This is a genomic window from Saccharopolyspora kobensis, from assembly GCF_900108315.1.
Taxonomy (GTDB): domain Bacteria; phylum Actinomycetota; class Actinomycetes; order Mycobacteriales; family Pseudonocardiaceae; genus Saccharopolyspora; species Saccharopolyspora kobensis.
The window spans coordinates 37353-51012 of record NZ_FNVB01000006.1; the positions used below are offsets into that span (position 1 = coordinate 37353).

Genomic DNA, 13660 nt, shown 5'->3' on the forward strand with positions numbered 1-13660 from the left:
AACTGATTCGGACGTGACCGCTCTCCGCGGCTTGATCGCCCGAAAAACCCCTCTGCACAGGTACTTCCGGATCACCGGAGATCTGCGGTGCGCCGACGACCAACGGGCGCCGGGCTCCGCAGGCGGCTACCCCGGCACGGCGAGCCGGTTCAGGGTGCCCGCGACCACTGGCACCACGCCCAGGCACAGGAACGCGGGCAGGAAGCACAGGCCGAGCGGCGCGGAGATCCACACCGCTGCTCGTTGCGCGCGTGCTTCGGCCTGCTCGGCGACCGTGGCGCGGGCACGCTCGGCCAGCTCGGCCGCCACCTCCGCCAGCCCCTGACCCGTGCGCGCGGTTCGCCGCGCCGCGCGGGCCAGTTCGGCGGTGTCCGGGTTGGCCAGCGCAGGCTCCCAGCTCGTCACCGCGTCCGATCCCAGCGCGAGGTGAGCGGCTACTTCGCGCAGGGTTCGGCGCGCGCTGCCGGTCAGTTCCTCGGCCACCGCCCGCACGACCACCGGCACCGGCAGGCCCGCCCGCATCCCCGCCGCGAGCAGGTCCCAGCCCGCGGCCAGCACCAGCGGATCCGTCCGCTCCCGTCTTCGCTCCATCAGCGCTGACCAGCGGCGTGCGGCGAGCGCGGCCGCCAGCCCGATCAGCACGCCCATGACCAGGCCGAACACCTGCACCGCGACCGATCCCACGGCCAGCGGGAGCGCCCATGCGGTGACCGCAACCCGCTGCCGGGGCCGGGAGCGCGGGCGCAGAACCCGCAGCCGGTGCCGCGCCGAGCCCGTGGGAGCGATCAGCACCGCGGCCGCCACGAGCACGGGCACCGCTTCGATCACGATTGCACCACCTCCGTCAGCCGCAACGTCCAGCTCGCACCGGCCGCCAGCAGCGCCGCTCCGACCAGCAAGAGCAGTTGTCCGAACATCCCGTCGTTGAGCACCGCCAGCGGATCGGCCCCGAGCGCTTCGCCGAACAGCAGGCCGCAGACCGGCAACCCGGTGAGCACCGCCGCCGTCGAACGCGGACCGGCCAGCTTCGCCTCGACGCCGCGGTGGAACGCCGTTCGCCGCTCGACATCGCGGCGAACGGCGTCGAGCAGGTCGGCCAGCGCGACGCCGTGCCGCTCCGCCAGCGCCCACGCCCTGGCGACCCGCCCCAGCGGTGCGCGCGGCTCGACGAGGTCGTGGCCGCGCAGAACCGCCGCCACATCACCGCCGAGCCGCACCGTGGCCGCCATGTCCCGGAAGACACCGGCGACCGCCGGCCCGGCCTCGGCCGCAGCACCTTCCGCTGCCGCAGCCGGATGCGCACCCGCTCGCAACTGCGCGACCAGCAGCCGCAGCCCGGCCGTCAACTCGTCGGCCCTGGCGAGGCGGGCCCGCCGCCCGCGCAGAGATCGCCAGTGGTGCCCGCCGAGCAAGGCCAGCCCGGCCCCGGCCAGAAGGCCCGCCGGACCGGCGAGAGCCAGTCCGACGACCGCCGCTGCTGGCACGACGAGAAACCGCATGCTGCGCACCGACCCGAGCACCACGCGGACCTGCCGAGAGCGGAGCCGGTCGCGAGCGTTGATCTCCGGCCAGCACAGCACCGCCACCACGGCCAGCAGCAGCGCCAGGATCAGCACGGCAACGCACCTCCCCGGGCTGCCAGCAGCGCGGCCAGGTCTTCCCGGCCCGATGTCCAGCCCGCATCCCGCTGCCAGGCCGGGACGACCTGAACCCGCTCCCCTTCGCGCCGGAGCACGCCTATGCCTGCCAGGTGCCGCCCGCGCTGCGCGCTCCGCCGGACGTGCAGCACGACCTGCACAGCCGCGGCGAGCTGGCTGTGCAGCGCGGTGTGCGACAGGCCGCCGAGCGCCGCCAGCGCTTCCATCCGAGCCGGGACTTCTTGCGGCGAGTTGGCGTGCAGAGTGCCGCCGCCCCCGTCGTGGCCGGTGTTCAAAGCCGAGAGCAGCTCGCGGACCTCGCCGCCGCGCACCTCGCCGACGATCAGCCGATCCGGTCGCATCCGGAGCGCTTGGCGCACTAGGTCGCGGACCTGGATCTCGCCCGCACCCTCGACGTTCGGCGGCCGCGTGAGCAGCCGGACCACGTGCGGATGCCGCGGGTGCAGCTCCGCCGCCTCCTCGACGCAGACGATCCGCTCCGCTTCGGCGACCTCGCCCAGCATCGCCGCCAGCAGCGTCGTCTTCCCGCTGGCCGTGCCCCCGACCACCAGGAAAGCCAGCCTCGCGGCGACTATCTCGCGCAGGACGTCGGCCGTCGGCCCGTCGAAGGCGCCGGACTGCTGCAAGGCGGCCAGGTCGTGCACCGCTGGGCGGAGGACGCGAAGCGAGATGCAGGTGCCCTCGCCCGCCACCGGTGGCAGCACCGCGTGCAACCGCACCGCTCCGGAGGCGCTCTCCTGCGGCAACCAGGCGTCGACCCAGGGCTGGGCGTCGTCGAGCCGACGACCGGTGGACATCGCGAGGCGCTGCGCCAAGCGGCGCACCGAGTCCTCGTCGGCGAAGCGCACCGCTGCTCGCTGGAGACCGTTGCCCCGGTCCACCCAGACCTTGTTCGGCGCCGTCACCAGAACGTCGCAGACCTCCGGGTCGCGCAGCAGCGGCTCCAGCACTCCCGCTCCGCGGAATTCCTGCTGCACCAGCCGGAGCGCTGCCAGCACGTCGGCGTCGGCGACCAGTCCGCCGGATTCCTCGCGGACAGCGGAGGCGACAGCGCTGGAGGTCGGCGCGGCACCGCTGCCGACCAAGCGGTTGCGGACTCGCGCCAGCAGCTCGCCGTCCACCGCACCGTCGACGGGTTCCAGAACACGACTCGTGGACATGACCGTTCCACTCTCCTTTCCATGCGGTTTTCCGACCTCGTCCGCGCGGAGTGCCGAAATCGCCTCACGTGCTCGGCGAAAGCTCAGAGCTCAGCAGCCACGCATCGACCTGGAAACCAAAAGTTGGGCAGGTACTGCCGTTCCGCCATTGCGCAGGACAAAGCCGGAAGAAAATCAGTGCGTCGAAATGGAAACCGCCGGGGCAGATCAGCAAGCCGGGGCGGCCGGTTCGAGGCGAGCGAGCTCTGCCAGCACCTGCTGAGCCGCTCGGGCCACCGGACCGCGACGGCGCAGCCGGGACGCCAGCCCGCCGCAGTCGAGGAGCGCCGGGAGCTGCGGCTCCGGCCGCATCCCGGTCAGCACCTCGGCCCCGACCGCTCCCGCCACGTCCGCCGTCCGCAGCCCGCCCGGGGCGGGGCCGCGCACCACCAGCCGGATCGGCCCCGCTGCGTGCTCCCCGACCGCGGTCACGACTCGCTCGGCCGCGGCGACGGCGCGCAGCTCCGCAGGCACGACGACGACCACGAGATCGGCCTCCCGCAGTGCTGCGACGGCCGGTTCCGGGAGCACTCGCGGCACGTCGCACACCACGACGTCACCGGCTCGGCGCCCCGCGGCCAGCACCGCTCGCACACCTTCCGCGGTCAGTCCGGTGGAAGGGCCGTCGCGGTCGCAGGACAGCACCGTGATCGCGCCGGACCCGATCCGGCGTTCGGGCAGCGCCTCGTGCAGCGCGCTCGCGCCGAGCCGACCGGCGTTGACCGCCAGCCCGGACCAGCGCAGCCCATCGTCGGCCTCCGCGCCCACCGCGAGGTCGACGCCGCCGCCGAGCGGGTCGCAGTCGACCAGCAGCGCCCGCGCACCACCGCGTGCGGCCAGCACCGCCGACGCCGTGGCCAGCACGGACGCACCGGCGCCACCGCAGCCACCGAGCACCGCGAGGATGCGTCCGTCCTGCACCGGGACGTCGGCGGCGTCGGCCAGCAGCTCGATCAGCTTCGTCTCCTCGGCGGGCAGGGCGATCACCTGGTCCGCGCCGGTTTCGAACGCGGCCTGCCACAGCTCCGGCGTCGGATCTCGGCAGAGCACGACGACACCGCGTCTTCGCGGCAGGCCGCCGGTCACCCCGGCGGCTGCCGCGGCGGCGTCGAGCAGCACCAGCGGCGCGGTGCGCCAAGCAGGCGCGGACAGCTCCCGGGTGCGCACCAGATCGCCGCCGGACGCGGCGGCCAGGCGAGTGGTTTCTTCGGCGAGTTCGGCATCTCGCGCAATGAGAAGCGGGCGTGCAGCAGTCATGGCAAAAGCCTTCCGGTGATTCGGGGTCGAGAGCGAAAACGGCTCCGCTCGATAACCAAGGTGGCCCGAACTCCGGCCGATGCCAAGCGGGTTTTCGGAATCTGTGGACAAATCCCCGCCCTGTGGATAACTCCGCTCACTCGAAAGCGTGGCGCGAATTCGCTTTCCACCCGCGGATCACCGGCGGGCTGTCCACCCCCCACCGCCCCGCAAGATCATTCCTGGGCACGAGTTCCGGGCCCGCGCCCGCCTGGCGGCTTCGCGAATCGGACACCGCCCGCGCACCGCGGAAATGGGACGACCCCCGCCAGGGGGGAGGGGCGGGGGTCGTCGTCAGTTCAGCTCCGGGGGGTCGAGCTGAACCTGTCCGGTCGTGCCGGACTCCACACACTGTATCCCGCAGATCACCCGCATTGCCCCCCGTCCATTTGAGGGAACGTTATTGCTCTCGGTGCCCACGTATCGCCGACTAGCAATCATTCGAGTCAAGAAACTTGTCCCACTAGTCGGAATACCCGGGCAAGAATTTACGCAGCGTGAAACATCAGTGGTCCATGCCACCGTGCGTGCGCGCCCGCCCGCGGCCCGGCCCGGCTCGTATGCTGTGCGGCGTGACAGAGCCCGCGAACCCATCGCCCACCACCGGACGCCGGGTGGCAGCGTTCTTCGACCTGGACAAGACGATCATCGCCAAGTCGAGCACGCTCGCCTTCAGCCGGCCGTTCTTCCAGGAAGGGCTGATCAACCGGCGGGCCGTGCTGAAGAGCGCTTACGCCCAGTTCGTGTTCATGCTGGCCGGCGCCGACGCGGACCAGATGGACCGGATGCGCGCGCACATCACCTCGCTGTGCAGCGGCTGGGACGTCGAGCAGGTCAACGCCATCGTCGAGGAGACGCTGCACGACATCGTCGACCCGCTGGTCTACAAGGAGGCCACCCAGCTGATCACCGAGCACCAGGAGCAGGGCCACGACATCGTGGTGCTGTCGGCCTCCGGCGAGGAAGTCGTCGCGCCGATCTCCAAGCTGCTCGGCGCGGACCACTGGTCGGGCACCCGGATGGTGGTGGTCGACGGCCGCTACACCGGCGACGTCGACTTCTACTGCTCGGCGGAGAACAAGGCGATCGCCGCTCGCGAGCTGGCCGCGGAACACGGCTACGACCTCGCCGAGTGCCACGCCTACTCGGACTCGATCACCGATCTGCCGCTGCTGGAAGCAGTCGGCCACCCCACCGTGATCAACCCGGACCGGGCGCTGCGCAAGGAAGCAGTGCAGCGCGGTTGGCCGTCGCTGGCCTTCGACCACCCGGTGTCGCTGCGGGCCCGGATCCCCACTCCCTCGCGCGCCGCGGTCACCGCGGCGGGCGTCGGGATGGGCGCCGTCGCCGCAGCGGGTGCCGCGTGGTGGGGCTTGCGCGCCTGGCGTCGCCGCCGCTGACCAGCGTTTTCGCCCGCCCCATAGCGCAGAGCGCGCGATGATCGCCAGTCCCCCGAAGTCGTCGCGGCCACACCGGTCGGAACCCTTGCAGTGACGGGCGTCACCGTCTACAAATGGAAGTGCGGACCACGGTCGGCCAGGGACGTTACGGAGGAGAAGTAACGTCCACCCCGATCGGACTCCGCGCGCGAGGCCCGGAGCACCCACGCGTTGCCGCACACAAGGCTGGTCGTTCACGGGGTTGCGTACCGGGACGCCGGACGCCTAGCCCGGAAGTTACGACACGAGTGCACGCTTGGTAACCCGAGTTCTCGCGCAGTGGGGCGGCGCCCGCCGATCTGATCGGCGGGCGCCGCCGCACGTCCGCCCCCGGTTCCGCCGAGCGGAGCAGTCTCCGCGGTGGCATCTTTCGCCCACGCCGACCGGCAGCGTTGACCGGCCGTGGTCGTGTGAGTAACTTCCGAAATCGTCCGATTTCGTGGTGAACTCTTACCGCCTGGCGAAGATCTGCCCCGCAGGGAGGCGACTGTGTCCCCGAAGCCCCGAACGCGCCGCGCCGCAATAGCGCTGAGCGCCCTGGCCGCAGGAGCGGTGGCGCTCACCGCCACCGGCGGCGCCAGCACGCCGCAGCGCCCCGCCGAGATCCTCCAGGAGATGACGCTGGAGGAGAAGGTCGGGCAGCTCTTCGTCACCTACGCCTACGGCCGCACCGCCGACACCCCGCACCCCAAGAACAAGGAGGAGTTCGGCGTCGACACCCCGGCCCAGGTGGTGCAGAAGTACCACCTCGGCGGCATCATCCACTTCACGTGGACCGACAGCCTCTACGACCCGAAGCAGATCGCCGAGCTGTCCAACGGGCTGCAGAACGCCGCGGTCAACTCCGGTTCCAAGGTGCCGCTGCTGATCTCCACCGACCAGGAGCAGGGCCAGGTCACCCGCATCCACGAGCCCGCCACCCAGTTCCCCGGGAACATGGCGCTCGGCTCCGGCCGCAGCCCCGAGGACGCCGAGCGCGCCGCCGCCATCACCGGCCGGGAGCTGCGCGCGATGGGGCTGAACCAGAACTTCGCGCCGAGCGGTGACGTCAACGTCAACCCGGCGAACCCGGTGATCGGAGTGCGCTCCTTCTCCTCCGACCCGGCGCTGGCCGCGCAGCTCACCGCGGCGCAGATCCGCGGCTACGAGGATTCCGCCGGGCCCGGTGAGACGGTGTCGGCCTCGGTCAAGCACTTCCCCGGGCACGGTGACACCAACCAGGACAGCCACACCGCGCTGCCGGTGATCGAGCACGACCGCCAGCAGTGGGAGCAGCTCGACGCTCCGCCGTTCAAGGAGGCCATCGGCGCCGGGACCGACGCGGTGATGAGCGCGCACATCGTGGTGCCCAAGCTGGACGACTCCGGCGAGCCCTCGACGCTGTCGCCGAAGGTGCTCACCGGGATGCTCCGCGAGGAGCTCGGGTACCAGGGCGTGATCATCACCGACTCCCTGCAGATGGACGGCGTGCGGGAGAAGCACCCGGACGCCGAGATCCCGGTGCTGGCGCTCAAGGCGGGCGCGGACATGCTGCTCATGCCGAACGACCTGCAGGTCGCCATCGACGGCGTGCTCAACGCGGTGCGCAGCGGCGAGCTCAGCGAGCAGCGCATCGACCAGAGCGTGGAGCGCGTGCTGGCGCTGAAGTCCGGTCGCGGCGTGCTGGAGAACCCGTTCGTCGACGTGTCCAAAGTAGACAAGATCGTCGGCAGCAAGCAGCACCTGGCCGAGGCGCAGGAGATCACCGACCGCACCACCACGCTGCTGCGCAACGACGGCGTCCTGCCGCTCAAGCCGCCGGCCAAGATGTTCGTGACCGGCGCCGGGAACGACGCGACCGCCGCGCTGGCGAAGCAGATCGGGGCGCGCGGACCGCAGACGTCGGCGCTGGCCACGGGCCTGAAGCCGACGAAGGAGCAGATCGACCAGGCCGTCGAGCAGGCCAAGCAGAACGACGTCACCGTCGTGCTCACCAACGCCGCTTGGAGCGAGGCCAACGCCGGGCAGCTCGACCTGGTGCGCGCCCTGCAGCAGACCGGGAAGCCGGTCATCGCGGTCGCCACCCGCGACCCCTACGACGCGGCGCGCGCCGACGCGCCCGCCTGGCTCGCCACCTACTCGGACAAGCCGGTTGCGATGGAATCGCTGACCAAGGTGCTCTTCGGCGAGATCGCGCCGGTCGGCAAGCTCCCGGTCCCGGTGCCGGACCCGAACAAGCCCGGCACCGACGCGTACCCCTTCGGCCACGGATTGGGCTGGTGACGGCAGGTGGCTGAGTTCCGGCTCTCCCGGCGCGGCATGCTGACCGCGGCTGCGCTGGCCGTGCCCGCGGTCGGGATCGCGACGAGTTCCGCCTGCGCCGCGCCGCAGCAGCCCACCGACCTCGGATTCGCGGTGCGAACCGGGGCGGACGTGCTCGCCGGGCGGAACTGGGACGACGTCAAGGGCCGCCGGATCGGGGTGGTGACCAACCCGACCGGCGTGCTCTCGTCGCTGGAGCACCTCGTCGACGCCATGCACGCCAGCGGTGCGGTCGACATCGCCGCCGTCTTCGGGCCCGAGCACGGATTCCGCGGCACCTCCCAGGCGGGCGGCTCCGAGGGCGACTACCGCGACCCGCGCACCGGGCTGCCGGTGTACGACGCGTACGGCGCCGACGCGGCGAAGCTGGCCGGGATGTTCCGCAAAGCGGGTGTCGAGCAGGTGGTCTTCGACATCGCCGACGTCGGCGCCCGCTTCTACACCTACATCTGGACGATGTACACCGCGATGCAGGCCGCGCAGCAGGTCGGGGCCTCGTTCCTGGTGCTGGACCGGCCGAATCCGCTCGGCGACCAGGTCGCCGGGCCGCGCCTGGACCCGCGGTTCGCCTCCGGCGTCGGGTTGCTGCCGATCGTGCAGCAGCACGGGATGACCGTCGGCGAGCTGGCCCGGATGTTCAACCGCGTCCACCTGCCGGAACGACTGCCGCAGCTGGAGGTCGTCCGGGTCGAGGGCTGGCAGGGGCGCGCGGCGGGCACCGGCCTGCCCTGGGTTCCGCCGAGCCCGAACATGCCGACGCCGGACACCGCCGCGCTCTACCCCGGGACCGGGTTGTTCGAGGGCACCGTGCTCTCCGAGGGCCGGGGCACCACCAGGCCGTTCGAGATCATCGGAGCGCCGGGCATCGACTGGCGGTGGGCGGAGGCGCTCAACGAGGCCGGGCTGCCCGGAGTCCGGTTCCGCGAGACCTACTTCGTGCCGACCTTCTCCAAGCACGCCGACGTCACCTGCGGTGGCGTGCAGGTGCACCGGCTCGGCGAGGTCGACGCGATCCGCACCGCGGTGACCATGCTCGTCACCGCGCGAGAGCTGTACCCGCAGGTGTTCGGCTGGCGGCCGGACAACATGATCGACAAGCTCTCCGGCTCCGACCGGTTGCGCACGATGGTCGATGGCGGCGCCGACGCCGCCGAGATCGTCGACTCGTGGCAGGACGAGGTCGAGGACTTCCGACGACAACGCGAACCGGATCTGCTCTACCGCTGACGGCCTGTCGGTGCTCCGTCCAGCGGCGGCAGCCGCGTCGAGCACGCATTCGACGGTTTCTGAGCGGTTTCCTGGCGAGGACGGCCCCTCAGCCGTGTACTGGTCGAGGGGCACCCGCACAGGTTCCGCCAAGCGATCATCCCGGCGAGGCACACCACCAACAGGCACTGAGGGGGAACGGATGGGCAGGACGATCTTGGCGGCCGTAGCGCTGCTGTCGGTCACCGCGCTGGCCGGCTCGGCGACGGCGTCACCGGGCAACGCCGACGGCCACTTCGACCGCCCGCATCGGGGATTCGCCCCCGGCGAGACCGTGCTGCGCGACGGCTCCCCCGCCGACGTCGGGCTGGATCCCGCCCCGATCGACGCGGCGCTGCAGCAGATCGCGGCCTGGACCGAGCCGACTCCGGACCGCGAGCACCCGATGTACGCGGGCGCCGTGAGCCTGCTGGTGCACGACGGGGTCGTGGTCCGGCGCGACGCGGTCGGGCACGAGGTGCGCTACGCCGACGGCAAGGGCACCGAGTTACCCGCCGACCAGCGGGAACCGATGCGGGTCGACACGATCTTCGACGTCGCCTCGATCAGCAAGCTGTTCACCTCGATCGCGGCGCTGCAGCTCGTCGACGACGGCGCGGTGCGGCTGGACGCTCCGGTCGCGGAGTACGTGCCGGAGTTCGGCGTCAACGGCAAGCAGGCGATCACCGTCGAACAGCTGCTCACCCACACCTCCGGGCTGCAAGCCGAGGCGCAGCTGTGGAAGCTGCCCCCGGAGCAGCGGATTCCGTCGATCATGCAGCTCACCCCGGAGCACCCGCCGGGCACCAACTACACCTACTCCGACCCGAACATGATCACCCTCGGCGTGCTGATCCAACGCATCACCGGTGAACCGCTGGACCGGGTGGTGGCCGAGCGGATCACCGGGCCGCTGGGCATGCGGGACACCGGTTACAACCCGCCCGCGGCCGAGCTGCACCGCGTGGCGGCCACGGAGTTCCAGGCCGATCCGCCGCGCGGCATGGTGCGCGGCGAAGTGCACGACGAGAACGCTTGGGCGCTGGGCGGCGTCGCGGGCCAAGCCGGCGTCTTCTCCACCGCCGACGACCTGGCGACGCTGGGTCAGGCACTGCTCAACGGCGGCACCTACGCGGGCAACCGCATCCTTTCCGAGGACGGCGTGGCCCGGATGCTGACCGACTTCAACGACGAATTCCCCGGCAACGCGCACGGATTGGGCTTCGAGCTCGACCAGCGCTGGTACATGGCCGGGCTCAGCGCGCCGCACACCGCCGGGCACACCGGCTACACCGGGACGTCGCTGGTGATCGATCCGCTGTCGCGGTCGGTCGCGGTGCTGCTCACCAACCGCGTGCACCCGTCGCGGCAGTGGGGTTCGAACAACCAGGCCCGGCAGGCGCTGGCGCAGGGCATGGCGCGGGCGCTGGCGGTGCGGCCGGAGTTCGGTTCGGAGTCGTGGTCCGCCGATCGCGCGGGCACCTTGACCACCGGCCCGCTCGGTCCGGTCAGCGGCCCGGTGCAGGTCACCTACAGCGCGTTCGTGGACACCCAGCGGGATTCCGACGGCGTCGACCCGCTGCTGCTGGAATCCAGTGTGGACGGTACGACCTGGCGGCCGGTGGCGGTGCGGGCCGCCGGCCCGGGAGCGCCGGAGGGCGCCCAGGAGCAGCTGGCCGGATCCGGGCACCGGAACTGGTGGAAGGTGCGCGGATCCGTCGACGCGGAGCCGGGCGCGCAGGTGCACCTGCGGTGGCGGTACGCGCCGGACGGCCGGTACACCGGGCGCGGGGTGAACGTGGACGGCATCCTGGCCGCCGACCGCGACGCGACCCTGCTGGACGGCGAGCTCCAGGCCGACCGCCTGCACCCCGACGGTTGGGTCTCCACCGACCGCTGACGCACCGGTCTTCCGCAACTTCAATGGAAGTCAGGCGTCCAATTTCAATTGAATTTGCGCTGAGTCGGCGTGTCGAGTGCCGACGCGCCGACGCGCCACGCGATTTCAATGGAAATCGCACGTCCGATTTCCATTGAAATCGCGTCGCTCCCGTCAGGGCAGGGGTTGCCAGTGGGTGGTGCCGGAGTCGGCGATCGCGCGGCCGAACTGGACGTCGGCGAAGTGGATGCCGAAGCCGAGGGTGCCCGGTTCCCGGAGTTCCCGCACCAGTTCCCGGCGGGTGCGGACGGCCTCCGCGCGGTCGACGTCGGCCCAGACCGGCCAGGTCGGTTCGGCGATCTGCACCGCGCTGTGCAGCGCGTCGCCGAAGGCGATCAGGCGCTGGTCGCCCGAGGTCAGCGCGTAGGACGCATGGCCGGGCGTGTGGCCGAACGAGTTGCGCACGCGCACGCCCGGGAAGATCTCCTGCCCGTCCTGGACGGTTTCGACCTGCCGCTCCAGCGCGGCCAGCATCTCGTCGGTGACGTCCTCGGCGTGCTCGTCGCGGTGCTTCCACTCCTGCTCGGTCAGCAGGAACCGGGCGGCCGGGAAGGCGTCCTGGTGCGCCCAGCCGATGTGGTCGGTGTGCAGGTGGGTGATCGCGACCGCTTCGATCTCCTCGGGAGCGCGCCCCAGCACCGCGAGGTTCTCCAGCAGGTCACCGCCGCGGATCGCACCGATGATCCGGTTGCCCGGGTCGTCGGGCCTGCTCGCCGGGCCGAATCCGGCGTCGATCAGCATCGCCCGCGAGCCGTGCTCGACGAGCAGGCCGCCGATGCTGGCGACCAGGTGGCCCGCACCGTCGAGGTGTTGCGCTCGTTCGCGCCAGTCGTCCGCCGAGGTCTCCAGGAACCACCCGCGCGGCTTGAGGCCGACGACGCCGTCCGGGACGTAGCTGATCCGCAGGTCGCCGAGTTCGATCGACCGGATGCCTGCCGCTGTGCTCCACCGCTGTTCCGCAATCACGGCACGCAACTTACAACTAGAACTATTCTAATTGCAACATCTCTAACTTGGTAAGCTGCTCGCATGGACCGGTCCGCGGAAACCCGCGAGCTCTGCAGCCTGATCAGCGAGCTCGCGCACAACATCGAGGAGCACGTGCGGCGCTGCGTCGCGGACAGCGAGCTCACGGCGTCCCAGGCGATCGCCCTGCGCGAGCTGGCCGAACCGCTGAGCATGCGCGAACTCGCCAACCGGATGCACTGCGCGACCTCGAACGTGACCTTCGTGATCGACCGGCTGGAGAAGCAGGGCCTGGTCACCCGCCGACCGCACCCGACCGACCGGCGGGCGAAGGAGATCGCGCTGACCGAGGAAGGCGTGCGGCAGCGGACGCGGATCATCGAGCGGTTCTCGGTGAACACCCCGCTGTCCGGGCTCGACGCGGACGAGCAGCAGAGCCTGCACCAGCTCCTGCGACGCGCCCTGTCCGACCGCTGAGGAATTCCACGGGCCCGGATGCGTTCTCAAGATCGAGAAGCATCGCTCGGAAGGAACTCCGCGTGTCCCACCAGATCATCAACCCGGCAGCCCTGCACGACCCGGTCCGCTTCGGCTACAGCCACGTCGCCGACACCTCCACCGGACTGGTGTTCATCGCCGGCCAGTACGCCTCCGACGGCGACGGCGAGGTGACCTCGGCGGACTTCGCCGAGCAGGTCGAGAAGTCGCTGGCCAACCTGCGCACCGCGCTGGCCGCGGTCGACCTGGACTTCAGCCACGTCGTGCAGCTGCGCACCTACGTCGTCGACCACGACCTCGACAAGCTCGCCGTGATCGGCCGGCTCATCGGCGAGATCTGGGGCGACCAGCCGCCCACCCAGACGCTCACCGGCGTGGCCGCGCTGGCGCTGCCGGGCATGCTCTTCGAGATCGACGCCGTCGCCGTGCGGCCCTGACGCCGAGTCGCGAGCTCCACGACCGGCGGGCAGGGTCGAACGCGAACCGCAACCGTCGGAAGGAGTCGAGATGTCGGGGATTCCGCAGGACCGGGAGGACATCCTGGGCAAGCGGGCCTTCGGGCACGTGGCCACCATCGGTCCGCACGGCGAACCGCAGTCCAGCCCGGTGTGGATCGACTGGGACGGCCGGTACCTGAAGTTCAGCCAGACCAAGACGCGGCAGAAGTACCGCAACCTCAAGCGGGAGCCGCGCATCTCCGTCTCGGTGCACGACCCTGACCAGCCCTACCGCTACGTCGAGGTGCGCGGCCGGGTGGCCAAGGTCGAGGACGACCAGGACAACCGGTTCATCGACAAGATGGCCAAGAAGTACCTCGACGAGGACGAGTACCCGTGGCCGCAACCCGGCGACGAGCGCGTGATCGTCTACGTCGAACCGGAGCACACCACCAAGCAGTGACCGCCTGGCGGTGTCGATTTCCCACGAAATCGACCGTCACCCGGGTGAACTCGCGAAAGTGACGCGGCCCCGGGTGGCGGAGCCGGTGGTGCGGGGCGGCCGGTTGCGCACCGCTGCACCCCTGAACAGGGGTTCTGAGCACGGTGGGCCGAGGCTTCGTGCTCGTTTTTCGGGGCCGACGACGTTCTGGTGCGGGAAAACCTACCTATTACCCCTTTC

At 71.1% G+C, this 13660-nt stretch carries 12 protein-coding genes; 7 read left to right on the top strand and 5 right to left on the bottom strand.

The genetic code is table 11. The features are described 5' to 3' along the window. Positions 1–126: 126 nt before the first annotated feature. The 4 genes from C4T78_RS37070 to ssd form a co-directional block, all read right to left on the bottom strand. Positions 127–828, bottom strand: a complete 702-nt coding sequence (locus tag C4T78_RS37070; protein WP_235863697.1) for a type II secretion system F family protein — start codon at positions 826–828, stop codon at positions 127–129. After that, positions 825–1616: a type II secretion system F family protein gene (locus C4T78_RS20530; protein ID WP_177247706.1), complete on the bottom strand. Its 792-nt coding sequence runs from the start codon at positions 1614–1616 to the stop codon at positions 825–827. Before C4T78_RS20530 ends, C4T78_RS37070 begins: the two co-directional genes overlap by 4 nt. Continuing rightward, entirely contained in the window at positions 1610–2818 is a 1209-nt protein-coding gene (locus C4T78_RS20535; protein WP_093355968.1) for a TadA family conjugal transfer-associated ATPase, read from the bottom strand. The genes C4T78_RS20530 and C4T78_RS20535 overlap by 7 nt, the downstream gene beginning before the upstream one ends. A gap of 207 nt (positions 2819–3025) precedes the next feature. Next, positions 3026–4114 (bottom strand): septum site-determining protein Ssd, encoded by a 1089-nt coding sequence (ssd, locus tag C4T78_RS20540; RefSeq protein ID WP_093355971.1) that lies wholly within the window; start codon positions 4112–4114, stop codon positions 3026–3028. A 599-nt stretch (positions 4115–4713) separates the two neighbouring features. On the opposite strand from ssd, the gene C4T78_RS20545 reads away from it, so the two are divergent. The 4 genes from C4T78_RS20545 (at position 4714) to C4T78_RS20560 (ending at position 11038) form a co-directional block, all read left to right on the top strand. After that, positions 4714–5553: an HAD family hydrolase gene (locus tag C4T78_RS20545; protein ID WP_093355973.1), complete on the top strand. Its 840-nt coding sequence runs from the start codon at positions 4714–4716 to the stop codon at positions 5551–5553. Between the two features lie 528 nt (positions 5554–6081). Next, the gene (locus C4T78_RS20550) at positions 6082–7854 is read left to right on the top strand and encodes a glycoside hydrolase family 3 protein (protein WP_235863699.1); all 1773 of its coding nucleotides are present in this window, start codon (positions 6082–6084) and stop codon (positions 7852–7854) included. Between the two features lie 36 nt (positions 7855–7890). Then, positions 7891–9120 carry an exo-beta-N-acetylmuramidase NamZ family protein gene (locus tag C4T78_RS20555; RefSeq protein WP_093356308.1) on the top strand — a complete coding sequence of 410 codons (1230 nt, stop codon included), beginning with the start codon at positions 7891–7893 and terminating at the stop codon, positions 9118–9120. 181 nt (positions 9121–9301) lie between these two features. Further along, positions 9302–11038, top strand: coding sequence for a serine hydrolase domain-containing protein (locus tag C4T78_RS20560; RefSeq protein WP_093355976.1), 1737 nt, complete (start codon positions 9302–9304; stop codon positions 11036–11038). 153 nt (positions 11039–11191) lie between these two features. On the opposite strand, the gene C4T78_RS20565 is transcribed toward C4T78_RS20560, so the two are convergent. After that, complete coding sequence (locus tag C4T78_RS20565) at positions 11192–12043, bottom strand: MBL fold metallo-hydrolase (RefSeq protein WP_235863700.1); 852 nt, start codon at positions 12041–12043, stop codon at positions 11192–11194. A gap of 63 nt (positions 12044–12106) precedes the next feature. Here C4T78_RS20565 and C4T78_RS20570 point away from each other — a divergent pair, with 63 nt between their 5' ends. The 3 genes from C4T78_RS20570 to C4T78_RS20580 all read left to right on the top strand — a co-directional run bounded on the left by C4T78_RS20570 (position 12107) and on the right by C4T78_RS20580 (position 13441). After that, positions 12107–12520, top strand: a complete 414-nt coding sequence (locus C4T78_RS20570; protein WP_093156373.1) for a MarR family winged helix-turn-helix transcriptional regulator — start codon at positions 12107–12109, stop codon at positions 12518–12520. A 62-nt stretch (positions 12521–12582) separates the two neighbouring features. Beyond that, positions 12583–12978, top strand: coding sequence for a RidA family protein (locus tag C4T78_RS20575; protein ID WP_093355980.1), 396 nt, complete (start codon positions 12583–12585; stop codon positions 12976–12978). Between the two features lie 70 nt (positions 12979–13048). After that, on the top strand, positions 13049–13441 hold the full coding sequence (locus C4T78_RS20580; protein WP_093156370.1) for a PPOX class F420-dependent oxidoreductase: 393 nt from the start codon (positions 13049–13051) through the stop codon (positions 13439–13441). The last annotated feature ends 219 nt before the right edge of the window (positions 13442–13660 follow it).